Origin of the sequence: Streptomyces sp. ERV7, from assembly GCF_001653515.1 — a bacterium.
Taxonomy (GTDB): Bacteria; Actinomycetota; Actinomycetes; order Streptomycetales; family Streptomycetaceae; genus Streptomyces.
Genome location: NZ_LYOY01000029.1, coordinates 1,307,052 through 1,333,829, shown reverse-complemented (window position 1 = coordinate 1,333,829; position 26,778 = coordinate 1,307,052). Strand labels below are relative to the sequence as shown.

22 protein-coding genes and 1 other annotated feature are annotated in these 26,778 nt (G+C 70.8%); of the genes, 17 read left to right on the top strand and 5 right to left on the bottom strand.

The window, feature by feature from the left end; all coding sequences use genetic code 11:
• Positions 1 to 169 precede the first annotated feature (169 nt).
• The 6 genes from A8W25_RS12380 to A8W25_RS12355 all read left to right on the top strand — a co-directional run bounded on the left by A8W25_RS12380 (position 170) and on the right by A8W25_RS12355 (position 6,720).
• Positions 170 to 352 (top strand): Trm112 family protein, encoded by a 183-nt coding sequence (locus A8W25_RS12380; protein ID WP_067159781.1) that lies wholly within the window; start codon positions 170 to 172, stop codon positions 350 to 352.
• A 97-nt stretch (positions 353 to 449) separates the two neighbouring features.
• Positions 450 to 1,592 carry an SIS domain-containing protein gene (locus A8W25_RS12375; protein WP_067159778.1) on the top strand — a complete coding sequence of 381 codons (1,143 nt, stop codon included), beginning with the start codon at positions 450 to 452 and terminating at the stop codon, positions 1,590 to 1,592.
• A 128-nt stretch (positions 1,593 to 1,720) separates the two neighbouring features.
• Positions 1,721 to 2,887, top strand: coding sequence for a mannose-6-phosphate isomerase, class I (gene manA / locus A8W25_RS12370; RefSeq protein WP_067159775.1), 1,167 nt, complete (start codon positions 1,721 to 1,723; stop codon positions 2,885 to 2,887).
• A gap of 69 nt (positions 2,888 to 2,956) precedes the next feature.
• Positions 2,957 to 3,922, top strand: a complete 966-nt coding sequence (locus A8W25_RS12365) for a cation diffusion facilitator family transporter (protein WP_067159772.1) — start codon at positions 2,957 to 2,959, stop codon at positions 3,920 to 3,922.
• A gap of 547 nt (positions 3,923 to 4,469) precedes the next feature.
• On the top strand, positions 4,470 to 5,927 hold the full coding sequence (ahcY, locus tag A8W25_RS12360; protein ID WP_067159770.1) for an adenosylhomocysteinase: 1,458 nt from the start codon (positions 4,470 to 4,472) through the stop codon (positions 5,925 to 5,927).
• Positions 5,928 to 6,102: 175 nt separating this feature from the next.
• Entirely contained in the window at positions 6,103 to 6,720 is a 618-nt protein-coding gene (locus A8W25_RS12355; protein ID WP_067159767.1) for a hypothetical protein, read from the top strand.
• Positions 6,721 to 6,804: 84 nt separating this feature from the next.
• Here the strand turns inward: A8W25_RS12355 and A8W25_RS12350 are convergent, their stop codons facing one another.
• A complete protein-coding gene (locus tag A8W25_RS12350; protein WP_067159764.1) occupies positions 6,805 to 7,755 on the bottom strand; it encodes an RDD family protein in 951 nt (316 codons plus the stop codon).
• A 164-nt stretch (positions 7,756 to 7,919) separates the two neighbouring features.
• Here A8W25_RS12350 and A8W25_RS12345 point away from each other — a divergent pair, with 164 nt between their 5' ends.
• From A8W25_RS12345 to A8W25_RS12310, 8 genes are all read left to right on the top strand, one after another.
• The gene (locus A8W25_RS12345) at positions 7,920 to 8,927 is read left to right on the top strand and encodes a stage II sporulation protein M (RefSeq protein ID WP_067159761.1); all 1,008 of its coding nucleotides are present in this window, start codon (positions 7,920 to 7,922) and stop codon (positions 8,925 to 8,927) included.
• Positions 8,928 to 9,540: 613 nt separating this feature from the next.
• Positions 9,541 to 9,802 (top strand) — a sequence feature (16S ribosomal RNA rRNA prediction is too short).
• Between the two features lie 249 nt (positions 9,803 to 10,051).
• Entirely contained in the window at positions 10,052 to 11,200 is a 1,149-nt protein-coding gene (gene mtnA, locus A8W25_RS12340; protein ID WP_067159758.1) for an S-methyl-5-thioribose-1-phosphate isomerase, read from the top strand.
• Between the two features lie 4 nt (positions 11,201 to 11,204).
• On the top strand, positions 11,205 to 11,894 hold the full coding sequence (gene mtrA / locus A8W25_RS12335; protein WP_188278465.1) for a two-component system response regulator MtrA: 690 nt from the start codon (positions 11,205 to 11,207) through the stop codon (positions 11,892 to 11,894).
• A gap of 1 nt (position 11,895) precedes the next feature.
• Positions 11,896 to 13,983 (top strand): MtrAB system histidine kinase MtrB, encoded by a 2,088-nt coding sequence (gene mtrB, locus A8W25_RS12330; RefSeq protein ID WP_199831729.1) that lies wholly within the window; start codon positions 11,896 to 11,898, stop codon positions 13,981 to 13,983.
• Positions 13,973 to 15,862, top strand: coding sequence for an LpqB family beta-propeller domain-containing protein (locus tag A8W25_RS12325; RefSeq protein ID WP_067159752.1), 1,890 nt, complete (start codon positions 13,973 to 13,975; stop codon positions 15,860 to 15,862). Before mtrB ends, A8W25_RS12325 begins: the two co-directional genes overlap by 11 nt.
• Positions 15,863 to 15,993: 131 nt before the next feature.
• Positions 15,994 to 16,740: a ComF family protein gene (locus A8W25_RS12320; RefSeq protein WP_067161110.1), complete on the top strand. Its 747-nt coding sequence runs from the start codon at positions 15,994 to 15,996 to the stop codon at positions 16,738 to 16,740.
• A 314-nt stretch (positions 16,741 to 17,054) separates the two neighbouring features.
• Positions 17,055 to 17,744, top strand: a complete 690-nt coding sequence (gene hpf / locus A8W25_RS12315; RefSeq protein ID WP_067159749.1) for a ribosome hibernation-promoting factor, HPF/YfiA family — start codon at positions 17,055 to 17,057, stop codon at positions 17,742 to 17,744.
• Between the two features lie 225 nt (positions 17,745 to 17,969).
• On the top strand, positions 17,970 to 18,722 hold the full coding sequence (locus tag A8W25_RS12310; protein WP_067159746.1) for a response regulator: 753 nt from the start codon (positions 17,970 to 17,972) through the stop codon (positions 18,720 to 18,722).
• Between the two features lie 43 nt (positions 18,723 to 18,765).
• Here the strand turns inward: A8W25_RS12310 and A8W25_RS12305 are convergent, their stop codons facing one another.
• Together A8W25_RS12305 and A8W25_RS12300 are read right to left on the bottom strand one after the other, a co-directional pair.
• Entirely contained in the window at positions 18,766 to 19,935 is a 1,170-nt protein-coding gene (locus tag A8W25_RS12305; protein ID WP_067159743.1) for a winged helix-turn-helix domain-containing protein, read from the bottom strand.
• A gap of 73 nt (positions 19,936 to 20,008) precedes the next feature.
• Entirely contained in the window at positions 20,009 to 20,644 is a 636-nt protein-coding gene (locus A8W25_RS12300; RefSeq protein ID WP_067159740.1) for a GNAT family N-acetyltransferase, read from the bottom strand.
• Between the two features lie 195 nt (positions 20,645 to 20,839).
• Here A8W25_RS12300 and secA point away from each other — a divergent pair, with 195 nt between their 5' ends.
• A complete protein-coding gene (gene secA / locus A8W25_RS12295; RefSeq protein ID WP_067159737.1) occupies positions 20,840 to 23,686 on the top strand; it encodes a preprotein translocase subunit SecA in 2,847 nt (948 codons plus the stop codon).
• Between the two features lie 15 nt (positions 23,687 to 23,701).
• Here secA and A8W25_RS12290 read toward each other — a convergent pair whose 3' ends face one another.
• Positions 23,702 to 24,154: an Rv3235 family protein gene (locus A8W25_RS12290; RefSeq protein ID WP_199831728.1), complete on the bottom strand. Its 453-nt coding sequence runs from the start codon at positions 24,152 to 24,154 to the stop codon at positions 23,702 to 23,704.
• A gap of 202 nt (positions 24,155 to 24,356) precedes the next feature.
• Between A8W25_RS12290 and A8W25_RS12285 the strand changes: the two genes are divergently transcribed.
• Positions 24,357 to 24,863 (top strand): DUF6912 family protein, encoded by a 507-nt coding sequence (locus tag A8W25_RS12285; protein ID WP_067159735.1) that lies wholly within the window; start codon positions 24,357 to 24,359, stop codon positions 24,861 to 24,863.
• Positions 24,864 to 24,943: 80 nt separating this feature from the next.
• Positions 24,944 to 25,618 (top strand): HAD family hydrolase, encoded by a 675-nt coding sequence (locus A8W25_RS12280; protein ID WP_067159732.1) that lies wholly within the window; start codon positions 24,944 to 24,946, stop codon positions 25,616 to 25,618.
• A gap of 162 nt (positions 25,619 to 25,780) precedes the next feature.
• Here the strand turns inward: A8W25_RS12280 and A8W25_RS12275 are convergent, their stop codons facing one another.
• On the bottom strand, positions 25,781 to 26,347 hold the full coding sequence (locus A8W25_RS12275) for a DJ-1/PfpI family protein (protein WP_067159729.1): 567 nt from the start codon (positions 26,345 to 26,347) through the stop codon (positions 25,781 to 25,783).
• Positions 26,348 to 26,778: the final 431 nt, after the last annotated feature.

Here is a 26,778-nt window from a genome sequence, read left to right as displayed (position 1 = left end):
GACCTGCCCCGGCGGCCTCGCGGGCCGGTGCCGGCGTCCGCCGCCACCACCGGCCCGGCCATGCCACCCGGGGAGCCCGCACCGCACCCCGGCGGTAGGGTGACAAGGCCTGATCCAGGCACCCGATCCACGTACACGTAGACGACGAAGACGTTCCGGAAGGACCCCCATGCCGCTCGAAGCCGGCCTCCTCGACATCCTCGCCTGCCCCGCGTGCCACGCCCCGCTCAAGGACGCCACGGCCGAGGAGACGCCCGAGCTGGTCTGCACCGGCGCGGACTGCGGCCTCGCGTACCCGGTCCGCGACGGCATCCCCGTACTCCTCGTGGACGAGGCCCGCCGCCCGGCGTAACCCCGCCCCGCGCGGACCTCGTCCCACGGACCCCGCCCGGCGCACCAGCCGGGAACCGAGTGACCCGGAACCCCGATCGCCCCGGAGGCCGCCGCACATGCTCGATGAGTCGCTGCTCGACGCGCCGGAAGCCCTGGCCCGCGCGGACCGCCGCGGTCTGCTGCGCGGAGCCGCCGAGGCCGGCGCCCGCGTCCGTACCGCCGCCCGGCACGCCGTCGAGGCGGGCATCGCGGACCTGCAGCCCGAGGGCCGCCCCCGGGCCGTACTCGTCGCGGGCCCCGGCACCGCGGCCGCCGGCGTGGCCGACCTGGTCACGGCGCTGGCCGGAGCCTCCGCGCCGGTCGCCCGGCTCGTCTCGACCGGGGTGGCCGCCGCGGCGGGCGCCCTGCGCTGGAACCTCCCGGGCTGGGCGGGCTCGGTCGATCTCCTGCTCATCACCACGACCGACGGCAGCGAGCCCGGCCTGGCGCTCCTGGCGGAGCAGGCCTACCGCCGGGGCTGCACGGTCGTGGCCGTCGCCCCGAAGGGCTCCCCGCTCTCCGAGGCCGTCGACGGGGTGCACGGCCTGGTGGTGCCGCTGGCGACCGCCCCGCACGAGCTGTACGAGGACGGGAGCACCCCCGCCGCCTCGCCGAGCGCGCTGTGGGCCCTGTTCACCCCGATCCTCGCCCTGCTCGACCGCCTGGGGCTGACGGCCGCGCCCCCGGAGACGCTGGAGAAGATCGCCGACCGGCTCGACCGCACCGCGGAACGCTGCGGCCCGGCCATCGCCACGTACAGCAACCCGGCGAAGACCCTCGCGACGGAACTCGCCGACTCGCTCCCCCTCGTCTGGACGGAGGGCGAGGGCGCGGCCCCCGCGGGCCGCCGCTTCGCGACCGTACTGGCCGAGCTCGCGGGCCGGCCCGCACTCGCCGGCGAGCTGCCGGAGGCGCTGGCCTCGCACTCCATCCTGCTCGCGGGCACGCTCGGGGAGGGCGCCGACCCGGACGACTTCTTCCGCGACCGGGTGGAGGAGCCCGCGGCGCTGCACGCCCGCGTCGTCCTGCTGCGCGACCGCCCGGCGGACGGCCTCTCGGCCGCCCCGGCCGCGCGTGAACTCGCCCTGAGCCACGAGGCGCAGATCAGCGAACTGGAGCCGGAGGAGGGCACGGAGCTGGAGTGCCTGGCGGAACTCCTGGCCCTCACGGACTTCGCGACCGCCTACCTCGCCCTCACCACGACACCGGCCCCGACGTAGGGCGCCGCCGTCGCAGTGCGATGCCGACGTCGAAATGACCGAGGCCGACCGCTGCCGGGGCACGCGCGCGGTACGCGGCGACCGCACCCGTATCCGTACGAGACCACGCGAAAGAGATCACGCGAACCATGGACCGTCTCGCCAACACCGTGCGCCCCTACGCCTGGGGCTCCACGACGCTGATCCCGGAACTGCTCGGCACCGACCCCACCGGCGAGCCCCAGGCCGAGATGTGGATGGGTGCGCATCCGGGCGCCCCGTCCCGTATCGACCGGGGTGCGGGTGAGACTCCGCTCTCCGACGTCATCGCAGCGGACCCGACGACGGAGCTCGGTGACGCGGCCGTCGCCAAGTTCGGCCCCCGTCTTCCCTTCCTCCTCAAAGTGCTGGCGGCAGGCGCCCCCCTTTCGCTTCAGGTACATCCCGATCTCGCCCAGGCGCAGCGGGGTTACGCGGACGAGGAGAGCGCGGGCGTTCCGCTCGGCGCCCCGCACCGCAACTACAAGGACGCCAACTACAAGCCCGAACTGATCTGTGCCTTGACAACGTTCGAAGGCCTGTGCGGGTTCCGGGCTCCGGAAGAATCCGCGGATCTTCTCGCCGCGCTCGACGTGGACTCCCTCAAGCCGTATGTGGACCTTCTGCGCGCCCACCCCGAGGAGGCGGCGCTGCGCGAGGTCCTCACGGCCGTACTGTCCGCGGATCCACAGGAGATGGCGGCGACGGTGGCCGAGGCCGCGGCGGCCTGTGAGCGCCTCGGCGGCGATCCCTACCGGGCCTGTGCCACGCTCGCCCACCACTTCCCGGGCGACCCGGGCGTCATCGCGGCCATGCTCCTCAATCACGTCCGACTCCAGCCCGGCGAGGCCCTGTTCCTCGGCGCCGGCGTCCCGCACGCGTATCTGAGCGGCATGGGCGTGGAGATCATGGCCAATTCGGACAACGTGCTGCGCTGCGGCCTGACCCCCAAGCACGTGGACGTCCCCGAACTCCTCAGGGTCGTCCGCTTCGAGGCCACCGACCCCGGGGTGCTGCGCCCCGAGGCGTCGGAGACCGGCGAGGAGCTCTACGACACCCCGATCGACGAGTTCCGCCTCTCCCGTTTCGTACGCGCGGAAGGCGGGGCTCCGACGGACCTGACGGCCGCGACCCCGCAGATCGTGCTGTGCACCGCCGGCGCCGTGGAACTCGATGACCTGCGACTCGCCCCCGGCCAGGCAGCCTTCGTCCGGGCGGGCGAAAAGGCCGAACTGTCCGGAACGGGCACTGCTTTTCGCGCCACTGTCGTGGCCTGATGCAACAATGTGCGGCCGTATGGCGGCACCCGGGCAGCCGCGACACCGACGAAGGGAACACGTGCACGTATGAGTGCGTCAGGCGGAACCAAGGCGATCGTGGCGGCGCTCGGCGCCAACCTCGCGATCGCGGCAGCCAAGTTCGTGGCGTTCCTCTTCAGCGGTTCGTCGTCGATGCTCGCGGAGAGCGTCCACTCGCTGGCCGACTCCGGCAACCAGGGCCTGCTGCTGCTCGGCGGCAAGAAGGCGCAGCGTGAGGCGACGCCCCAACACCCCTTCGGCTACGGCCGCGAGCGCTACATCTACGCCTTCCTGGTCTCGATCGTGCTGTTCTCGGTGGGTGGCATGTTCGCCGTCTACGAGGGCTACGAGAAGATCAAGCACCCGCACGAGATCGAGGCCTGGTACTGGCCCGTCGGCGTCCTGGTCTTCGCGATCATCGCGGAGGGCTTCTCCTTCCGTACGGCCATCAAGGAGTCGAACGAGACGCGCGGCTCGCTCTCCTGGTCGCAGTTCGTACGCCGGGCGAAGGCCCCCGAGCTGCCCGTCGTCCTCCTTGAGGACCTCGGCGCGCTCATCGGACTCGTCCTCGCCCTCGGCGGCGTGGGTCTCGCGCTGGCCACCGACGACGGCGTCTGGGACGGCGTCGGCACCCTCTGCATCGGCGTGCTGCTGATCCTGATCGCCCTCATCCTGGCGGTCGAGACCAAATCCCTCCTGCTCGGCGAGGCGGCCGGTACGGAGGAGGTGGCGAAGATCCGCACCGCGATCGTCGACGGCGACACCGTCACTTCCGTCATCCACATGCGCACGCTGCACCTGGGCCCGGAAGAACTGCTGGTCGCGGCGAAGATCGCCGTCGAGCACGACGACACGGCGGCGGAGGTCGCCCACGCCATCAATGCGGCCGAGGCCCGCATCCGCGAGGCGGTCCCGATCGCCCGGGTGATCTACCTGGAACCGGACATCTACAGCGCGGCAGAAGCCGCGGCGGGCCCGGACCCGGCGGCTACGCCGGGGGGTACGGGTCACTGACGGGCGAGTGAAGGTGCGGGCGGACCGGGATGAGGTTTCCCGGCCCGCCCGCATGTTTTACGGGGTCACGCGTCTACGGGGGCGGGTTATGCACCCCGCGCCCGGAGCCCCACGCGCGTACGGGCCGATCGGGCCCGGAACTCCGTGTCCAGGAGCGCCCACCGCATCAGAAGTCCGAAAGACCCCTTTGGGGAGGCTCTCGCCCCTGGATTTCGCCCCCTCGCCATCCGGGCCGGGCTGGGGGCGGCTGGGCCGATCGGTGTAGATTCGTGACCAGAGCCAGACGTCGCTGCTGATGGCGGTCGGTCGGTACGCCACGCGCACCGGCCGAGGGAGAGAGGGCCTCCGACGGACTGCGCTGTGAGCGCGACGGGCACCACTTGGTGCCCACGGACACTCCGGTGTCCACGGACACCCTTGGTGTCCACCCGGACATCGCGATGTCCGCCCGGGCACCCGCTGGTGCCCGTGTGGCCCTCGCTGTGCTCAGGCGCGCCCGCAGACCTTCCGTACCCACCCTCGACCCACCCACGAGGAGCAGCTCGCCATGACGACTGTCGACGCCGGCCAGGACTTCAAGGTCGCCGACCTCTCCCTCGCCGCCTTCGGGCGCAAGGAGATCACCCTCGCCGAGCACGAGATGCCCGGCCTGATGTCGATCCGCAAGGAGTACGCCGCCACCCAGCCGCTCGCCGGCGCCCGGGTCACCGGCTCCCTGCACATGACGGTGCAGACCGCCGTCCTGATCGAGACCCTCGTCGCGCTCGGCGCCGAGGTCCGCTGGGCCTCCTGCAACATCTTCTCCACCCAGGACCACGCCGCCGCCGCCATCGCGGTCGGCCCCGAGGGCACCCCCGAGAACCCCCAGGGCGTCCCGGTCTTCGCCTGGAAGGGCGAGACGCTCGAGGAGTACTGGTGGTGCACGGAGCAGGCCCTCACGTGGCCGAACTCCCCCACCGGCGGCCCGAACATGATCCTGGACGACGGCGGTGACGCCACCCTCCTGGTCCACAAGGGCGTCGAGTTCGAGAAGGCCGGCGCGGCCCCGGACCCGTCCACCGCGGACAGCGAGGAGTACGCCTACATCCTCACCCTGCTGAACCGCACCCTCTCCGAGAACCCGCAGAAGTGGACCCAGCTGGCGTCCGAGATCCGCGGTGTCACCGAAGAGACCACGACCGGTGTCCACCGTCTGTACGAGATGCACCGTGACGGCACCCTCCTCTTCCCGGCGATCAACGTCAACGACGCGGTCACCAAGTCCAAGTTCGACAACAAGTACGGCTGCCGCCACTCCCTGATCGACGGCATCAACCGCGCCACCGACGTGCTCATCGGCGGCAAGACCGCCGTCGTCTGCGGCTACGGCGACGTGGGCAAGGGCTGCGCGGAGTCCCTGCGCGGCCAGGGCGCCCGAGTGATCATCACCGAGATCGACCCGATCTGCGCCCTGCAGGCGGCGATGGACGGCTACCAGGTCACCACGCTCGACGAGGTGGTCGACAAGGCCGACATCTTCGTCACCACGACGGGCAACAAGGACATCATCATGGCCGCGGACATGGCCAAGATGAAGCACCAGGCGATCGTCGGCAACATCGGCCACTTCGACAACGAGATCGACATGGCCGGCCTCGCGAAGATCCCCGGCATCGTCAAGGACGAGGTCAAGCCGCAGGTCCACACCTGGACGTTCCCCGACGGCAGGGTCCTCATCGTCCTCTCCGAGGGCCGCCTGCTGAACCTGGGCAACGCGACCGGCCACCCGTCGTTCGTGATGTCCAACTCGTTCGCGGACCAGACCCTGGCCCAGATCGAGCTGTTCACCAAGCCCGAGGAGTACCCGACCGACGTCTACGTGCTGCCCAAGCACCTCGACGAGAAGGTCGCCCGCCTCCACCTCGACTCGCTCGGCGTGAAGCTCACGACGCTCCGCCCCGAGCAGGCCGCGTACATCGGCGTCGAGGTCGACGGCCCGTTCAAGTCGGACCACTACCGCTACTGATTCCGTACCTCACGGACTCAGCGGCAGCGGTACCGAGAACGTAGAGCGGTACCCAGAACGTAGTACCGAGAGCAGCGGTACAAGGCAGGCCCCCGGACCCCCGTGCCGGGGGCCTGCCCCGTACCCCGCTCCGTACAACGGTCCACCCCTACGCCCCCGAGGACCACAGGACCCCATGCCCCGCGGCCGGTATTCGCTTCACGATCCGCACGACCACACCCCCCTCGGCGAAGAACACTTCCACTGCGCGCCCGGCCCCTCCGGCTGGCGCTACGTCTCCCAGCTCACCACCCCCTCCGGCGACCCCGCCGGCTCTGTCGACCTCGCACTCGACGACCTCGGCCGCCCCATCCGCCTCGAACTCCACGCCGGCGGCTGGCAGGTGCGCGGTGCCGCCCTCGACGGCGTCACCTGGGTCCGCACCGACCCCACCGGCACTCACGCCACCGAAGGCAACGTCCCCGCCCACGCCTTCACCGGCACATCCCCGGCATTCCTCGTCGCCACGTCACGTCTGCTGCGCCTCACCCCCGGTTCCTCCGCGACCCGCGTACGCCTCGTCGCCTTCACCGACCCGGTCCTGGCACCCCGCACCCTCGACCAGTCCTGGGCCTTGGTGAACAGTGAAGCGCACGCCACTGACAACGGCCCCCTGACCGTGGACGAGTACCAGGTCAGCGCCCTGGACACGGGCGAACAGCACGTCGTCCACATCGCCGGTGACGTGGTCCTCGCGGCTCCCGGAATCGAGCTCGAATCGCTCGAAAGCCCGCCGACGGCCTGGACGCCGTAGACGTAGCCCTGCGGCCGGGCCGGGCAGGCATCCGGCCAGGTGGCCTTGACGGGAGAGATGGGCCGAAGGATCGGGCCCGGTGATTCAGGCGGGCGGTACGAAGCCGGTGCCGGACCGGATATCGGGTTCGGGCGCGGGCTCCTGCGTCGCTGCCGAGGGGCCGGACTGTGTGGAGGTGGACGGAGCGGAAGTGGCGGGCGCGGAACTGAACGGAGCAGTCGCGGACGGCTTATGCGGGGGAGCCGCGATCCAGCCGGGCGCGGCCGGGACGTGCGCCGCACCCTGGGGCGCCCCGAACGTCCGCCTCGCGTCCCGCGCCTGCCGCTCGGCCATGACCGCCGCCAGATACGCGGCCGGAGGCACACCCGCTGGCGCCGGCGCCCCCGTCCGCGCCACCAGGTCGTCGGCCAGCCGGACCGCCATCGTCCAGCTCACCTGAGCGTCGAGCTGCCCCATCCGGGTCAGGTACTGCCGTACGGCCAACCACAGCGCGTCCGGCACCCCCGACAGATCGAGCCCGGAGAAACGTCCCATCAGCCAGGGCGGAGGAGGCGGCACGGCAGCGGCCCGACCGGCCGGCACCCTCTCCCGCACGACCAGGGTCCCCGCGAACACATCCCCGATCCGCCGCCCCCGGCCCGAAACCAGCGACGCGATACAGGCGACGACCCCGAAGGTCAGCAGGATCTCCACGACGCCCATGGCCCCGCGCACGAGCGCGTGCCGGAAGCGGATCGGCCCGCCGTCGTCGCGCACCACCCGCAGGCCGCACGCGACCTTCCCCAACGACCGCCCGTGCGTCAGCGTCTCGACCGCTATGGGCGCTCCCACGAGTACGAGAACGAACAGGGCGACGGCTATCGCTGCCTGCGCGGCATCGTCGAGGGAAGCGGTGGCCAGCAGCAGGGCAAAGGACACGATCAAGTAGGCAGCCCAGGCCACGGCCATGTCGATGAGGAGCGCGAGCGCGCGACTGGGCAGCCGCGCGGGCCGCAAGCCCAGCACGACCGCATCCCCCGTGACCAGCGCACTCACCGGTACCCACCCTTCACCGTCACCGTCGAAGCGACGCCCTCTGCCAAGGCCGCCGAAGCGGCGACCTTCCCCGACCCTCGGAAAGCTCAGTCTGCCAAGCTGGCCCGCAGCGCGCCGCAGTAGTACGGACCGTACGCACCCAGTGCCTGGAGCAGCAGCCGACCATGGACCTCGACGTCTTCGTCACCGCCCACCATCTTGAGTGGGACCGACTCGAACAGCTGCTGCGCCGTGGCCGCCGCCTGACCGGAGCGGAGGCCGACGAACTCGTCGCCCTCTACCAGCGCACGTCGACGCATCTCTCACAGATACAGTCCGCGACGCCGGACCCGCAGCTCACGGCCCGTCTCACCCAGCTCGTCGCCCGTGCCCGCGCTACGGTGACCGGTACCCGTCGAGCATCCTGGCGCGACGCCGCCCGTTTCCTGACCGTCGGCTTCCCGGCAGCCGTCTATCGCGCGCGTAGATGGTGGATTCCGGCGGCCCTGCTCTCGACCGCCCTGGCCGCGATCATCGGCTGGTGGATCGGCACCCACCCCGAGGTCCAGTCGTCGATCGCCGCTCCGGAGACGCTCAGGGACATGACGCGACCCGGTGGTGAGTACGAGACGTACTACTCAAGCCACCCCGCAGCCTCCTTCGCGGCCCAGGTCTGGACGAACAACGCCCAGGCAGCCGCGATGTGCCTGGTCCTGGGCGCCTTCCTGGGCCTGCCGGTCCTGTGGGTCCTCTTCTCCAACATGCTGAACCTTGGCGTGGGCATCGGCCTCATGTCCTCGGCCGGCCGCCTCGACACCTTCCTCGGCCTGATCCTCCCGCACGGCCTTCTGGAACTGACGGCTGTCTTCGTAGCCGCGGGTACAGGGCTACGCCTTGGTTGGACGGTCATCGACCCCGGCCCGCGCACCCGCCGTGACGCCCTCGCCGAAGAGGGCCGCGCCGCCCTCGGCATGGCCATCGGCCTGGCCCTGGTCCTGTTCGTCTCAGGCTTGATCGAAGCCTTCGTCACGCCGTCCGGCCTCCCCACCTGGGCCCGCATCACCATCGGCATCGCCGCCGAGCTGGCATTTCTCGTCTACGTGTACGTCCTCGGCGGCCGAGCGGTACGTGAGGGCGAGACGGGCGACGTCGACGAACCGGACCGCAGCGCCGGCCTTCCCACGGCCGCCTGATGTGCGTACGACCCCTCTGACCTGGTACTGTCCTCTTCGCCCGCAAAAACCGTTGACACGGTTCGAGTGGGGAGGTAGATTCAAACGGTTGCGCCGGACTGGACAGGTTCGGGCGCACTGGCTAGTATCTCTCTCGCTCACACCGGAAATTGAATTTCCGAAGAGCCAATCCGATGGATTCGAATCACGAAGCCGATTAGCTCGGCCGAAATGATTCTGATAGAGTCGGAGTCGCCGGAAAGGGAAACGCGAAAGCGAAAACCTGGAAAGCGCCGAGGAAATCGGGTCGAGAAAAGATCTGATAGAGTCGGAAACGAAGGAAGCGCCCGGAGGGCCCGGAAACGGGAACAAAGGAAGCGTCCGTACCTTGAGAACTCAACAGCGTGCCAAAAGTCAACGCCAGATTGACAACCCCGGCCTGCCAGTGATGGCGGGTTGGAGGTTCCTTTGAAAAGTCCATCCGCTTGCGGGTGGCAACAACACAGCGAGGACGCTGAGGACGACTGGTCTTATTCCGACTGGTTCGTTCCGCTCTTTCGTGTGTGTGCACCGGATTACCGGTAAACATTCATGGAGAGTTTGATCCTGGCTCAGGACGAACGCTGGCGGCGTGCTTAACACATGCAAGTCGAACGATGAACCACTTCGGTGGGGATTAGTGGCGAACGGGTGAGTAACACGTGGGCAATCTGCCCTTCACTCTGGGACAAGCCCTGGAAACGGGGTCTAATACCGGATAATACTCCTGCCTGCATGGGCGGGGGTTGAAAGCTCCGGCGGTGAAGGATGAGCCCGCGGCTGGCCCGGGGTGGCGGCCGGAGGCGACCACTGGCCCGCCGGAGGCTGGTTCCGGGACCACTGCGAGGACGCGCGGGCCCGGTCGGAGGGCTCGGGCTGCCGGGGCGTGCCGGAGTCCTCGCCGTCGGAGGGGGCCGATCCGGGCGAGGCCCAGCCCGGAGAGTCGTTCACGGTCGTCCACCTCGTGGATTGGTCGTGGGACCAGCTCGGCGAGCCGGCTCGTTGGGGTTGGCAGCCATCGTGCCATGCGGTCCCGGGCTGCGGACCGGCCCCCGTATCTCGTTAGCACCTTCAATTGTCGGCGGCTCACCGGGCAGACTGGGCGGATGGCTGATCACGAGGTGCGATCCACCGTCGGCTCCGGGCCGTCGGGACTGGCACAGCTTCGCTGGGACGAGCCGCCGGAGGGGCCGGTACTGGTGCTCCTCGACCAGACCCGCCTGCCGGCCGAGGAGGTCGAGCTGGTCTGCACGGATGTGCCGGGGCTGGTGCGGGCCATCCAGACGCTGGCCGTCCGCGGGGCGCCGCTGCTGGGTATCGCCGGGGCCTACGGGGTGGCGCTGGCCGGGGTGCGCGGCTTCGACGTACAGGAGGCCGCGGCTCTGCTGGCGGCGGCGCGGCCCACCGCGGTCAACCTCGGGTACGGGGTGCGGCTGGCGCTCGGGGCGTATCAGGCGGCGGCCGACAAGGGCGCGGGTCCGCAGGCAGCGGGGGAGGCGGCCCTGGCGGCCGCGAAGGCCCTGCACCGGGCGGACGCGGAGGCCAGTGCCAAGATGGCGGCGCACGGCCTGGCCCTGCTCGACGAGCTGCTGCCCGGTGGCAGCCACCGCGTGCTCACGCACTGCAACACCGGGCGGCTGGTGTCCGGCGGTGAGGGCACCGCGTTCGCGGTGGCGCTGGCCGCGCACCGGGCAGGTCGGCTGCGGCGGCTGTGGGTGGACGAGACGCGGCCGCTGCTCCAAGGAGCCAGACTGACCGCGTACGAGGCGGCACGCAGTGGAATGGCGTACAGCTTGCTGACCGACAATGCTGCGGGTTCGCTGTTCGCAGCGGGGGAGGTGGACGCTGTTCTGGTCGGTGCGGACCGGATCGCTGCCGACGGATCGGTGGCGAACAAGGTGGGGAGCTATCCCCTCGCCGTGCTCGCCAAGTACCACCACGTGCCGTTCGTCGTGGTGGCACCGGTCACGACGGTGGATCTGGAAACCCCCGACGGGGCGGCGATCGAGGTCGAGCAGCGACCCGGGCAGGAGGTGACGGAGCTCACCGGACCGCAGGTTTCCGCGGTCGGGTGGGGGACCGGCGGCGGGCTGCCCGTGGCGCCGCTGGGGACGCAGGCCTACAACCCCGCGTTCGATGTGACGCCGCCCGAGCTGGTGACGGCGATCGTCACCGAAGAAGGTGTTCTCTCGCCCGTGACCGGCGGCGGTTTGAGAGAGCTGTGTGCCAGGTCACGCCAGGTAACGATTAGCTAATGGGATGATGACGTTTATGAAGGGACGCGTCCTTGTCGTCGACGACGACACCGCGCTGGCCGAGATGCTCGGCATTGTGCTGCGTGGAGAAGGTTTTGAGCCGTCGTTCGTAGCGGACGGCGACAAGGCACTGGCGGCATTCCGTGAGGCCAAGCCGGACCTGGTGCTGCTGGACCTCATGCTGCCCGGAAGGGACGGCATCGAGGTCTGCAGGCTGATCAGGGCCGAGTCCGGTGTGCCGATCGTGATGCTCACTGCAAAGAGCGACACCGTGGATGTGGTGGTCGGCCTGGAGTCCGGGGCGGACGACTACATCGTGAAGCCGTTCAAGCCGAAGGAACTGGTCGCCCGTATCCGGGCGCGCCTGAGGAGGTCGGAGGAGCCGGCGCCGGAGCAGCTGGCGATCGGCGATCTGGTGATCGACGTGGCGGGTCACTCCGTGAAGCGGGACGGGCAGTCCATCGCCCTGACCCCGCTGGAGTTCGACCTGCTGGTCGCGCTGGCGCGCAAGCCGTGGCAGGTGTTCACCCGTGAGGTGCTCCTGGAGCAGGTGTGGGGGTACCGGCACGCGGCGGACACGCGGCTGGTAAACGTGCATGTGCAGCGGCTCCGCTCGAAGGTCGAGAAGGACCCCGAGCGTCCGGAGATCGTGGTGACCGTCCGTGGTGTCGGTTACAAGGCCGGACCGAGCTGACATGTCCCGCGGCGGTGCTGCTCCGAAGCCCGGGAAGCCCGGGGTCCGTGGGGGGCGGGCTGCTGGTGTGGGACGCAAGACGACGGCATGGGGCGGGCGGATCCTCCAGGAGGGCACGCCCGGCAGCCCCGTGCTGAGGCTTTTCGTGCGCTGGGTGCGGCGTCCGCTGCTGCCCGCCGTGCGGCTGTGGCGGCGCAACATCCAGCTGCGGGTGGTCGCCTCCACCCTGCTGATGTCGCTGGGTGTGGTGCTGCTGCTGGGGTTCGTTGTCATCGGTCAGGTGCGCAACGGGCTCCTCGTCACCAAGGAGAAGGCGTCCGAGAGCCAGTCCGCGGGCGGCTTCGCCGTGGCCAAGGACAAGGCCAGCGCCCCGGCGGCGCCCGGCGGACAGGACGACGGCGGCTCGGACGGGCGCGGTGGAAGCTCGGTGACCTGGCGCAGCGAGCTGGTGACCCAGCTCGCCAGCGGCGGGCAGGGCGCGTTCTACGTGGTCGCGCTGAGCGCCGACTCGGAGGACTCGCCCTCCAGCAACCGGGGCCCGCGCGCCTCGGGCGGCGTGGACCCGGTCTCCAGCGTCCCGCAGAGCCTGCGGGAGAACGTCGACCAGGGCACGGGCGCGTACAAGACGTACGCCTCGATCAAGTACCTCGACGGGCAGGAGTCCAAGCCCGGGCTGGTCATCGGGACCAAGCTGAAGGACGTCGACGGCCAGGCCTACCAGCTGTACTACCTCTTCCCGCTGGCGCAGGAGGAGAAGACGCTGAGCCTGGTCAAGGGCACCCTTGCGACCGCCGGGCTGTTCCTGGTGGTGCTGCTGGGGGCGATCGCCTGGCTGGTGGTGCGGCAGGTCGTCACCCCGGTCCGGATGGCGGCGCAGATCGCGGAGCGGCTCTCCGCGGCCAAGCTCCAGGAGCGGATGAAGGTCACCGGCGAGGACGACATCGCGCGGCTCGGCGAGGCCTTCAACAAGATGGCGCAGAACCTCCAGATCAAGATCCAGCAGCTGGAGGAGCTGTCGCGGATGCAGCGGCGGTTCGTCTCGGACGTCTCGCACGAGCTGCGTACGCCGCTGACGACCGTACGGATGGCCGCGGACGTCATCCACGACGCGCGCGTCGACTTCGATCCGGTGACGGCACGGTCGGCGGAGCTGCTGGCCGGGCAGCTCGACCGGTTCGAGTCGCTGCTCGCCGACCTGCTGGAGATCAGCCGGTTCGACGCGGGCGCGGCGGCCCTGGAGGCCGAGCCGATAGACCTGCGGAACGTCGTACGACGGGTGATCGAGGGTGCCGAGCCGCTCGCCGAGCGCAAGGGCACCCGGATACGGGTGGTCGGGGACGAGCAGCCGGTGGTGGCGGAGGCCGACGCCCGCAGGGTCGAGCGGGTGCTGCGCAACCTCGTGGTCAACGCCGTGGAGCACGGCGAGGGCCGGGACGTGGTGGTGCGCATGGGCGCGGCCGGAGGAGCCGTCGCGGTCGCGGTGCGCGACTACGGAGTGGGCCTCAAGCCGGGCGAGGCGACCCGGGTGTTCAACCGCTTCTGGCGGGCCGACCCGGCCCGGGCCAGGACGACCGGAGGCACCGGTCTCGGCCTGTCGATCGCGGTCGAGGACGCACGGCTGCACGGCGGCTGGCTGCAGGCCTGGGGCGAGCCCGGTGGCGGCTCCCAGTTCCGGCTGACGCTGCCGCGTACGGCCGACGAGCCGCTGCGCGGATCGCCGATACCGCTGGAGCCGGAGGACTCGCGGGCCGCGCGTGAGCGGGCCCGCCAGGGCGCGGCGCCCGAGCAGGGCAATGGGCTGCGGCTGGCGAGCGTGCCGGTCCAGCCCGCCGCCACCCGCTCCTCGCTGCCCGTGCCGCCCCGGCCCCCGGTCCCGCCGAAGACGTCCGGACCGGCCGCCGATCCGACCGCGCTGCCCGGTGGCGGTGGCGCCAGGGTGGTGCCCCGGGTCACCGACGCGCGCGTGGAGACCGAAGCTCGCGTGGAGGCCGACGCGCGCGTGGAGGGCGAGTCCGTACCATCGCAGGCTGCTGACAGAGCGGCTGCCCCGGCAGCCGCCGACCAGGAGGAATCGGCTCGTGGGCGCTGATCGGGGGAAGGGCCGCGGCCGTCGGCTGCGGTCGACCGCGCTGCTGGGCTGCGGCGGTGTGCTGGTGGCGGGGTGCGCGTCGATGCCCGACAGCGGTGACGTGCACGCGGTGCAGGCCTCGCAGCGCGCGGACTCGCAGGTGCAGGTGTACGCGGTGCCGCCGCGCGAGGGGGCGGCCGCCGACGAGATAGTCGACGGCTTCCTGGAGGCGATGACCAGTGACGACCCGCAGTTCGCGACGGCGCGCAAGTATCTGACGCCGCAGGCCGCGCGGACCTGGAAGCCGGATCTGGCGACCACGGTGCTGGCCGACGGGCCGAACCCGCAGCCGAACCGGACGAATGACAAGGGCGACAACTCGAGCTTCACGTTCACGGTGACCGGAAGGCCGGTCGCCGTGGTGGACAAGCAGCACGCGTACCAGCCGGCGGGCGCGAAGTCGGCGTACAACGAGACGATCCATCTCGTACGGCAGAACACGCCCAGCGGCAAGGAGTGGCGCATCGACCAGCTGCCCGAGGGGCTGCTGCTCGGTCAGTCGGACTTCCAGCGCATCTACCGTTCCGTCAACAAGTACTACTTCGCGTCGGGACAGGACCGGCTGGTCGCGGACCCGGTGTACGTGCGTCAGCGCAATGACCCCGAGACGCAGATGAACCTGGTCACCCAGACGGTCATGTCCGTGCTGGAGGGTCCGACCAACTGGCTGCGGCCGGTGGTGGGTTCGCGCTTCCCGAGCGGTACGGCACTGAAGGAGGGCACCAAGTCGCTCTCGTTCGACGACCGCAACGCGCTCAAGGTGCCGCTCAACGAGCGGGCGTCCAACGTCGGCGGCAGCCAGTGCCGCAAGATGGCCGCCCAACTGCTGTTCACGCTGCGGGACCTGACGGCGACGCGGGTCGGCCAGGTGGAGCTGGACCGGGCGAACGGCTCACAGCTGTGCGTGCTCGGCGGCGACCAGGCCGAGGGGTACGCCCCGGACCGTATCTCGCCCAAGCCCGGCCAGTACTTCGTGGACTCACAGGGTCGCCTCGCGCGGATGCGCGCCGGTGCGCGCGACAGCGCCGATGGCACCGACGGCGTGGACAGCACGGACGGGGACGTGGTCACCGAGCTGGTGCCCGGGCCGTTCGGCCGGACCGAGCAGCGGCTGCGTACGGTCGCGGTGGAGCGGGACGAGAGGCGCGCCGCAGGGGTGACGAACGACGGCCGCTCGCTGTTCGTGGCGCCGATCGTGTCCGACGGCGAGCTGGTGAAGACGCTCGTGACCAGCCAGAGCAAGGAAACGAAGGACGGTCTCTCGGCGCCGAGTTGGGACGGCCGGGACGATCTGTGGGTGGCCGACCGGGACCCGGGGCACCCCCGGCTCCTCCGCCTCGACCACGGCCAGGGGCAGCCCCAGGAGGTCGATGTCGCCGGTCTGAACGGGGCGCGCATCGAGCAGGTGCGGATGTCGGCGGACGGGGTGCGGATCGCGCTCCTGGTGAACGAGGGCGGCCACACGACGCTGCGGATCGGCCGTGTGGAGCGGATCGGCGACCCGGAGCACCCTCAGGTCTCCGTGGTGGAACTGCGCCCCGGAGCGCCGCAGATGGAGGATGTGACGGCCGTGTCCTGGGCCGGACGCAGCCGCCTCGTCGTGGTCGGCAACGAGTCCGGCGGCCTTCAGCAGCAGTTGCGCTACATGCAGACGGACGGCTCGCTGTCCGCCGCGGGCAATCTGCCGGGAGCCAACCGGGTGACCGAGATCGCAGCTGCCGACGACGAGCGCCTGCCGCTGGTGGCGCACTCGCGGGAGGACGGCATCGTACGGCTGCCCCCGGGCGCCACCTGGAAGACGGCGGTCAAGACGGGCTCCTCGCCGGTCTACCCGGGCTGACAGCTCCGCCGCCATGGGCTCCATGGCGGCGGCCGCTCGGCCGTCGGCCGTTCGGTGACGGTGGCCCGGTTGCCCCGGTGGGTTTTCCACAGGGGTGGCCGGGCCGCCTTCCTGTTGGCAGAGTGGACGCCATGCGGGGATGGTGGCAGGAGATCTCCGGGCTGGTGCTGCCGGTTGCCTGCGGCGGCTGCGGCAGTCCCCGTACGGCGCTGTGCGAGCGGTGCGCGGCGGTGCTGCTCGATGTGCGGGCACGGCGGGTCAGACCTGCTCCCGAGCCCGCGGGGCTGCCGGTGGTGTACGCGGCAGCGGTGTACGAGGACGCCGTGCGGGCGGTGTTGCTCGCGCACAAGGAGCGGGGCGCCCTGGGGCTGGCCGGGGTCCTCGGGCAGGCGCTCGCGGGCGCGGTGCGCGAGGCCGCCGGAGTACCCCGGGACGGGCCGCTGCTGCTCGTGCCGGTGCCGTCGGCGCGGCGGGCGGTGCGGGCGCGCGGGCATGACGCGGCGCGCCGGATCGCCCTGGCGGCGGCGGGGGAGTTGCGGCGTACGGGCACGGACGCGCGCGTTGCGGCGGTGCTGCGGCAGCGGCGTGCGGTGGCGGACCAGTCGGGGCTGAGCGCCCGGCAGCGACTGGCGAATCTGAGCGGGGCGCTGGAGGTGACGGCGGGTGGTGACAGGCTGCTGGAGGGTGGCCGGGTGGTCCTGGTGGACGACCTGATGACCACGGGAGCCTCGCTGGTGGAGGCGGCCCGGGCCGTCTCCGGCCCCGGCCGGATGGCGGGCGGTGCCGGGGCGCAGGGAATTCCGGGATTCGCGCGACGGTCGTCGGTGGCCGCGGTCGTCGCATCCACTCCGGCATCTTTCGAAATAAACCGGAACTGACGGGGAACTTGCATCGTTGCAGGTAGTGAGAGGGAGAAAGCACCTGAACGGAGGTACGTGCGGGTAGCGGGTGCCGACATCCGTCCGAGCGAGCTATGTTCGGTTGTGAGGAATGGCGAGAGCCGGCCTCACTGAATGCACGGCCTCATGTCTGGGTATTTCCCCGACCCTGAAGTCGGTGGGGTGGCGATCTTCCCCACGGGGGAGGAGGAGGTGAAAGTCGCCCAGTCCGAGGCTCCGGTGCTCACCGGGGCCTGGTGCAAGAGGGAGATGCTCCGCAGTGAAGGCGGAGTGATCCGGGAACGGAGTTCTGCGTGGACATCGTCGTCAAGGGCCGCAAGACCGAGGTACCCGAGCGGTTCCGCAAGCACGTGGCCGAGAAGCTGAAGCTGGAGAAGATCCAGAAGCTCGACGGCAAGGTAATCAGCCTCGACGTCGAGGTGTCCAAGGAACACAACCCGCGGCAGGCCGACCGTTCCGACCGAGTGGAGATCACGCTGCACTCGCGTGGCCCGGTGATCCGGGCGGAGGCGGCGGCAGGCGACCCGTACGCAGCCCTCGATCTGGCCCACAGCAAGCTGGAGGCGCGGCTGCGCAAGCAGCACGACAAGCGCTACACCCGCAGGGGCAACGGCCGGCTCTCGGCTGCCGAGGTGGCCGACGTGGTCCCGGGCGTGGCCCAGTTGAACGGAAACGGCGAGCCGGTGGACGGATCGAGGGAGGAGCGCGTTCCCATCACCCGGATGGGATCGGTCGAGGTGCAGGGCGAGGGCCCGCTGGTGGTCCGCGAGAAGACCCATGTCGCCGCCCTGATGACACTCGACCAGGCGCTCTACGAGATGGAGCTGGTAGGACACGACTTCTACCTCTTCGTCGACTCGGAGACGAAGCAGCCCAGTGTCGTCTACCGGCGGCACGCCTACGACTACGGCGTGATCCACCTGGAGACGGACCCGCTCGCCGGTGAGGACGCGAGCGGCGCCGGTGGAGCGCTCGGCGGATGACCAGCTGGTCGGCGCGCTGAACGGATCGGTGCGGCGCGCCGTATGACAGTGCGGTGATGCCCCTGGAGCGCCTTGTGCGCCCCCAGGGGCACCACTGTGCGACTACTGGACCACCGCTCTGTCGGCCGGGCATGAAATCATGGCGTCGCACGCCAACCGCTGCTCCCCGGAGCACGGTTGGTGCAGCCACACCAACTCGGGCCATGGCCTTCAGGGGGAGGAACGATGGCAGACAGCTTCGGGCCGGTGCACGACGGGTCGGCCCCGGACGGTTCTGACGGGGCTCCCACCGGCATGGAAGCGGCCGGATCGCGCAAGGAGCCGATCCGGGTCCTGGTCGTCGACGACCACGCCTTGTTCCGCCGGGGCCTGGAGATCGTGCTGGCCGCGGAGGAGGACATCCAGGTCGTCGGCGAGGCGGGCGACGGGGCGGAGGCCGTGGACAAGGCGGCGGACCTGCTTCCCGACATCGTGCTGATGGACGTACGGATGCCTCGGCGCGGCGGGATCGAGGCCTGCACCTCCATCAAGGAGGTGGCCCCCAGCGCGAAGATCATCATGCTGACGATCAGCGACGAGGAGGCCGACCTCTACGACGCGATCAAGGCGGGTGCGACGGGCTACCTCCTCAAGGAGATCTCCACCGACGAGGTGGCGACCGCGATCCGGGCGGTGGCGGACGGCCAGTCCCAGATCAGCCCGTCGATGGCGTCGAAGCTGCTCACCGAGTTCAAGTCGATGATCCAGCGCACCGACGAGCGCCGGCTGGTGCCCGCGCCGAGACTGACCGACCGCGAGCTGGAGGTGCTCAAGCTCGTCGCCACGGGGATGAACAACCGGGACATCGCCAAGGAGCTGTTCATCTCCGAGAACACCGTGAAGAACCACGTCCGCAACATCCTGGAGAAGCTGCAACTGCACTCCAGGATGGAGGCGGTGGTGTACGCGATGCGCGAGAAGATCCTGGAGATCCGCTAGCCGCCTCGCGTCGGCCCGCCGAGGCCTGGCCGGGCTCCGGGGTTCAGGCCGCCGCGATCGCCGCCGTCAGCTCGCGGGCGAGCCCCGGGGTGTCGGCGCGCTCGATCCGTACGGCGTCGCAGCCCACCCACCGCGCCGCCTCCAGCAGGGCCTGGGCCATCGGGGCTATGGCCTTCGGCGTTTCCAGGGAGACCTGCTTGGCCACCAGGGTGCGGCCCTCGCGGGCGGGGTCGACGCGGCCGAGCAGCCTGCCGCCCGCCAGCAGGGGCATCGCGAAGTATCCGTACACCCGCTTCGGCTTGGGGGTGTAGGCCTCCAGGCGGTGGCTGAAGCCGAAGATCCGCTCGGTGCGCGCGCGGTCCCAGATGAGCGAGTCGAAGGGCGACAGAAGCGTCGTGCGGTGGCGTCCGCGCGGCTCGGTGGCCAGCGCCTCCGGGTCCGCCCAGGCGGCCTTGTCCCAGCCCTGGACGGTGACGGGCACCAGACCGGAGTCGGCGATCACCGCGTCCACCTGCTCGCCCTTCAGGCGGTGGTAGTCCGCGATGTCCGCGCGGGTGCCGACGCCCAGGGAGCGGCCCGCGAGGGCGACGAGGCGGCGCAGGCACTCGGCGTCGTCCAGCTCGTCGTGGAGGAACGCGTCCGGAATGGCGCGCTCGGCCAGGTCGTACACCCGCTTCCAGCCGCGCCGTTCGGTGCACACCACCTCGCCGTACATCAGCGCGCGTTCGACGGCGACCTTGGACTCCGACCAGTCCCACCACTCGCCCTTGTTCTTGGCGCCGCCCAAGTCCGTCGCGGTCAGCGGGCCTTCGGCCCGCAGCTGCTTGATCACCTGCTCGTACGCCCCGTCGGGCAGGTCGTGGTGCCATTGCGGGCGGGAGCGGTAGGCGCGGCGGCGGAAGGCGAAGTGCGGCCACTCCTCGACGGGGAGGATGCAGGCGGCGTGCGACCAGTACTCGAAGGCGTGGGCGTCCGTCCAGTACGCCTCGTCCACCGTCTTGCGGCCCACCGCGCCCAGGCGTGCGTACGGAATCAGCTCGTGCGACCGGGCGAGGACCGAGATCGTGTCGAGCTGGACCGCGCCCAGGTGGCGCAGCACGCCCCGCACCCCGCCCCTGCGGTCGGGCGCGCCCATGAAGCCCTGGGCGCGCAGGGCGATGCGACGGGCCTCGTCGGCGGAGAGTTGGGCGGCGGGACGCGGCAGGCTGGTCATGTTCCGCACGATAGACGGCACCACTGACAATCCCCCGGGGAGCGTCCCCGGCCGGGGCCCGTCCGCTCCGGCCTCACGCCCGAGGCGGCAGGTACGCGCGCGTGGTGGGCAGGCCCAGGTCGCCGGGGAGGAGGCCGCCCACCCAGCTGTCGCGGCGGGTGCCGCCGTGGACGAGGGCCCCGCGCAGGGTGCCCTCCATGGTGAAGCCCGCCTTCTCGGCCACCGCGCGCGAGGCCGTGTTGCCGACCTCCGCCCGCCACTCCAGGCGCTCGACGCCCGCCGACTCGAAGGCCCAGCGGGCCGCCGCCACCGCCGCCTCGGTCATATAGCCACGGCCCCGGTGCTCCTTGGCCGCCCAGAACCCCAGCTCGGCGACGTTCTCCCCGCGCCGCATGACGCCGACCATCGCCACCAGCGCGCCCTCTGCCGCCGCCCCCTCGGCCTCACCGGTCCCACTGGTCTCTTCCGTCTCACCGGTCCCGGAGGTGTCCCTCAGGCGTACCGCGAACGTGTAGTCGGAGTCGTCCCGCCAGCCGTTGGGCGCGAAGGTGCCGGTGAAGGCCTCGGCGTGCTCGCGCAGGTAGGGCGAGGGGACGGTGGTCCAGCGCTGGATGTCGGGGTCCTGACAGGCCGCGTACGCCGCGTCCGCGTCCTGCGGGCCGACGGGGCGCAGCAGCAGGCGCTCGGTGCTGAGGGTGACTGGGTCCATCGGCTGATTCTCCGTGCGGGGCCGGAACGGACGCCAGGGCTTTTCGTGTTTCCCGGCACCTTCCGGGCGCCCGGTCCGTTGTCGTCATGGCAGACCTCCCGGCGTGGGCGGGTCCTCGCATACGATGGCCGTTGCCCAGAAGTAATCAACCGTACTCGACCGCGCCAGGCCCGACCGGCAAGGAGACCAACCCCCGTGTCCGTCCTCTCAAAGCTCATGCGTGCAGGCGAAGGCAAGATCCTGCGCAAGCTGCACCGCATCGCGGACCAGGTCAACTCCATCGAAGAGGATTTCGTCAACCTCTCCGACGCCGAGCTCCGTGCCCTCACCGACGAGTACAAGGAGCGGTACGCGAACGGGGAGACCCTGGACGACCTGCTCCCGGAAGCCTTCGCCACCGTCCGCGAGGCCGCCAAGCGCGTCCTCGGCCAGCGTCACTACGACGTCCAGATGATGGGTGGCGCGGCCCTGCACCTCGGCTATGTCGCCGAGATGAAGACCGGTGAGGGCAAGACCCTCGTCGGCACCCTGCCGGCTTACCTGAACGCCCTGTCCGGCAAGGGCGTGCACCTGATCACGGTCAACGACTACCTGGCCGAGCGCGACTCCGAGATGATGGGCCGCGTGCACCGCTTCCTCGGCCTCGAGGTCGGCTGCATCCTGGCCAACATGACGCCCGCCGAGCGCCGCGCGATGTACGCCTGCGACATCACGTACGGCACGAACAACGAGTTCGGCTTCGACTACCTGCGCGACAACATGGCGTGGTCCCAGGAAGAGCTCGTCCAGCGCGGCCACAACTTCGCGATCGTCGACGAGGTCGACTCGATCCTGGTCGACGAGGCGCGCACGCCGCTGATCATCTCCGGCCCGGCCGACCAGGCCACCAAGTGGTACGGCGACTTCGCCAAGCTGGTCACGCGCCTCACCAAGGGTGAGGCGGGCAACCCGCTCAAGGGCATCGAGGAGACCGGCGACTACGAGGTCGACGAGAAGAAGCGCACCGTCGCCATCCACGAGCCCGGCGTCGCCAAGGTCGAGGACTGGCTGGGCATCGACAACCTCTACGAGTCGGTGAACACCCCGCTCGTCGGTTACTTGAACAACGCCATCAAGGCGAAGGAACTGTTCAAGAAGGACAAGGACTACGTCGTCATGGACGGCGAAGTCATGATCGTCGACGAGCACACTGGCCGTATCCTCGCCGGCCGCCGCTACAACGAGGGCATGCACCAGGCGATCGAGGCGAAGGAAGGGGTGGACATCAAGGACGAGAACCAGACCCTCGCCACGATCACCCTGCAGAACTTCTTCCGCCTCTACAAGCGCCACGACCAGGAGGGCAAGGAAGGCCCCGGCCTCTCCGGCATGACCGGTACGGCGATGACCGAGGCCGCCGAGTTCCACCAGATCTACAAGCTCGGCGTCGTCCCGATCCCGACCAACCGCCCGATGGTCCGCAAGGACCAGTCCGACCTGATCTACCGCACCGAGGTCGCGAAGTTCGAGGCGGTCGTCGACGACATCGCCGACAAGCACGACAAGGGCCAGCCGATCCTGGTCGGCACCACCTCGGTCGAGAAGTCCGAGTACCTCTCGCAGCAGCTCTCCAAGCGCGGCATCCAGCACGAGGTGCTGAACGCGAAGCAGCACGACCGGGAGGCGACGATCGTCGCCCAGGCCGGCCGCAAGGGCGCCGTCACGGTGGCCACGAACATGGCCGGCCGAGGCACCGACATCAAGCTCGGCGGCAACCCGGACGACCTCGCCGAGGCGGAGCTGCGCCAGCAGGGCCTGGACCCGGTGGAGCACGTCGAGGAGTGGGCGCACGCGCTGCCCGCCGCCCTGGAGAAGGCCGAGCAGGCCGTCAAGGCGGAGTTCGAAGAGGTCAAGGAGCTCGGCGGGCTCTATGTCCTGGGCACCGAGCGGCACGAGTCGCGCCGGATCGACAACCAGCTCCGCGGCCGCTCCGGCCGCCAGGGCGACCCGGGGGAGTCCCGCTTCTACCTGTCGCTCGGCGACGACCTGATGCGCCTGTTCAAGGCCCAGATGGTCGAGCGCGTCATGTCGATGGCCAACGTGCCGGACGACGTGCCGATCGAGAACAAGATGGTGACGCGCGCGATCGCGTCGGCCCAGTCGCAGGTCGAGCAGCAGAACTTCGAGACGCGTAAGAACGTCCTGAAGTACGACGAGGTGCTCAACCGCCAGCGCGAGGTCATCTACGGAGAGCGCCGCCGCGTCCTGGAGGGCGAGGACCTGCACGAGCAGGTGCAGCACTTCATGGACGACACCATCGACGCCTACATCCAGGCGGAGACCGTCGAGGGCTTCGCCGAGGAGTGGGACCTGGACCGGCTGTGGGGCGCCTTCAAGCAGCTCTACCCGGTGAAGGTCACCGTGGAGGAGCTGGAGGAGGCGGCGGGCGACCGCGCGGGCATCACCGCCGAGTTCATCGCCGAGTCCATCAAGGACGACGTCCACGCGCAGTACGCGGCGCGCGAGGAGCAGCTCGGCTCCGAGATCATGCGTGAGCTGGAGCGGCGCGTGGTCCTCTCGGTGCTCGACCGCAAGTGGCGCGAGCACCTCTACGAGATGGACTACCTCCAGGAGGGCATCGGCCTCCGTGCCATGGCGCAGAAGGACCCGCTGGTCGAGTACCAGCGCGAGGGCTTCGACATGTTCAACGCCATGATGGACGGCATCAAGGAGGAGTCCGTCGGCTACCTGTTCAACCTGGAGGTCCAGGTCGAGCAGCAGGTCGAGGAGGTCCCGGTCGAGGACGCGGCCCCCTCCGACAAGCCGTCGCTGGAGAAGGAGACCGCCGGGGCGCGTCCGGAGATCCGGGCCAAGGGCCTGGACGCCCCGCAGCGCCCGGACCGGCTGCACTTCTCCGCGCCGACGGTGGACGGCGAGGGCGGCGTGGTCGAGGGCGACTTCGACAACGGCGACGAGCCGGCCCGCTCCGAGGCGGACGGCATGACCCGCGCGGAGCGCCGCAAGGCCCAGAAGAGCACGGGCGGCCGCCGCCGCAAGAAGTAGCGGCGAGGCACGCAGTCACCGGGTGGGGCCGGGCACCGTACGGGTGCCCGGCCCCACTTCTACTGCCGCGCACCGCCAGCGCAGGTCGGCGCCCTGCTCCAGGCGGAAGGCCATGGCGCGTACGTGGTCGCCGGCGCCGATGCGGGCGAAGGCCTCGATGACGCCCGGCTGGGGCACGTACTCGTCGCAGTGCCGCACCACCGGTCGGCACGAGGCCCGCAGCGGGCTGGCCGGGGCCAGCAGCACCAGCTGCTCGTACGCCTCGCCGACGGTGTGCCCCAGCATCCAGTGGACCGGGCGGTGGCCGCTGAGGACGGCGAGCAGGCGCTCCGCGAACCAGTAGCGGGGCAGCCGCCTGCGCCCCGTGTGCGCGGTGCCGGGCCTGCCGGGCCCCACCCGGTCGACCCGGCCCGCGGGCCGGGTCCTGTCGGTCCGCGCGGCCGTCCTTGTCCCGTCGGTCCTGTTCATCTCCGCAGCCCCCTTTGATACCGGCCAGTAGCTTTCGTTGGGGATCTTGTACGGGGGCGGCGGCGCCGGTCGCAAGGGGCCTGGGGCGGCGGGGAATCCGGCGCCGCGCACTCCGAGGCCGCCGGCGCCGCGCGGGCAACCCGAAGGGGGACTCCCGCACGTATCCTGAGGGCGTCTTCCGACCAGAAAAGAGCGGCCTGTCATGCGCGTGTACCTCCCTCTGACCCTTCCTGGTCTCGCGACGGCGCACACGGCGGGAGAGCTCGGCCCCGGCCCGCTGACCGCCTACGCCGTCACGCCCGGGCTGCGCGAGTGGTACGTCTCGGACGACATCGAGGAGCTGGAGTACGCGGCGCTGAGCCGGGCCGCGGCGGCCTCGCTGAGGCTGCTCGCCGGGCACCCGGAGGCTGCCAGGCGCCGCGTCGTGGTAGCCGTGGACGTGCCCGACGGGGCCGCCTCGGCCGACCCCGACCGCAGCCTGGACGCGAGCTCGCTGGGCGAGGTGCGGATCGCCGGGCCGGTGCCGCTGGGCAAGGCGGCCGCGGTGCACGTGGACGCGGACGACGCGGTCACCGACGTCGCCGCGGCGGCCGAGGCGCTGGGCGCGGCGGACCAGGGCGACGACGACGCCCAGTTCACGGTCGACGGCGCCGAGGACCACGAGCTGCTGTGGTTCGGCGTGCAGGAGATTCCCAACCTGATCGGCTGACGGCCCCGCTGACCTGCGCTCTTGGGCACCTCTTGGGTGCATCGGGGTCCGTTGTCAGTGGGGGTGGGTACCGTTCTGGCATGGGGAAGCGCACGACGCATCTGGTCTGGGACTGGAACGGCACACTGCTCGACGACATCGCCGCGGTCATCGAGGCGACCAACGCCGCCTTCGCGGAGCTCGGCCTGGAGCCGATCACGCTGGAGCGGTACCGCGAGCTGTACTGCGTGCCGATACCCCGCTTCTACGAGCGGCTGATGGGGCGGCTGCCGACCGAGGCGGAGTGGCTCGTGATGGACGAGGCGTTCCACAAGCACTACTGGCTCCGGGCGGACGCCTGCGCGCTCACGGCGGGCGCGGCCGAGCTGCTCGCCGCGCGGCGGGCGGCCGGGCTCAGCCAGTCGCTGCTGTCGATGGCGCCGCACGAGCACCTGGTGCCGATCGTGCGCCGGCACGGCATCACCGAGCACTTCCTGCGTGTCGACGGGCGCACCGGCCCCTCGCACGGCAGCAAGGCCGAGCACATGGTGCGGCATCTGACGCTGCTGCGGGAGGCGGGCGAGGGGATATCCCCCGACCGGATCGTGGTGATCGGGGACGCGGTGGACGACGCCGTGGCCGCGGCGCACGTGGGGGCGCGTGCGGTGCTGTTCACCGGTGGGTCGCACAGCCGGGCCAGCCTCGCGGTGGCGGGCGTGCCGGTGGTGGACACACTGGCGGAGGCGGTCCAGACGGCGGAGCTGCTGGCGGGCTGACGGCCTCGTACGCGGTCGGTGGGGTAGTTCGGCGGGGTAGTGCGGTGGCGCCCGTGCGGGACGCCCTGAGACGCCCCGCACGCGGCCGCTGCGGGACCGGCTGGTGCCGAGGAGCGCCCAGGGGGCTCCGACGTGCCCAGGGCGCCCCTGGCGCGTTCCCTGCTACGTCACCGGCGCCTTGGCCCGCAGCACCGTGAGGAACTCCCGCATCCAGGTGGAGTGGTCCGGCCAGGCGCGGGCGGAGACCAGGGTGCCGTCGACGACGGTCTCCGCGTCGCGGAAGCTGGCACCGGCGGCCTGCATGTCGAGTTCGAGGGCGGGGTACGCGGTGACCCGGCGGCCGCTGAGGCCGCCGATCGCCGCGGTCAGGAGGGGACCGTGACAGATCTGGGCGACCGGCTTGTCCGTGTCGAAGAAGGCCTTGAGGAGCTTGCGCAGCTCGGGGTCGTTGCGCAGGTACTCGGGCGCCCGGCCGCCCGGGATCACCAGTGCGGCGTACTGGCCGGGATCGACTTCCGAGAAGGCGAGGTCGGCCGGCCAGGTGTAGCCCGGCTTCTCGGTGTACGTGTCGAAGCCCGGCTCGAAGTCGTGGATCACGAACTGGAGCTTCTTGCGGGCGGGGGCGGCGATGTGGACGTCGTAGCCCTCCTCGCGCAGCCGCTGGTAGGGGTAGAGGACCTCCAGCGACTCCGCCGCGTCGCCGGTCACGATCAGGATCTTGGCTGCCATCGGTGCTCCCGGAGTCGACCGTGCGTGCCTGGCTCGTACAGGGTGCGCAGGGCTGTTCGCCCCGCCGTTCCTGGGGGTGTGCGCGGTGCGGCTGGGCGCACCGCGGGTACGGGGCAAACGTGCCCCGGCCCGGCCGGTTTGCCAAGAGGGCGTTCGGACGGCCCGCGTCGCTGTCCAGAGTGTCAAACTTCGGGCCCTGCTTTTGTACACATACGGCTCATGACGGTTCGGGGGGGCGGGGCGATAGCCTTGACCCGTGATCAGCGCGATATCCCGCAGGGGCACTGACGCCCCTGCCCTGCGCCCGGAGTGCCACAGTGCCCGGGCCCTCGCTGATTCCCGTATCCCGGGCCCTTCGCCGAAAATGGCCAGTAACGACCCGGGCATCTCTCATCGCGGCATAACGTCGACTCCGACCGGACACCCCGCGT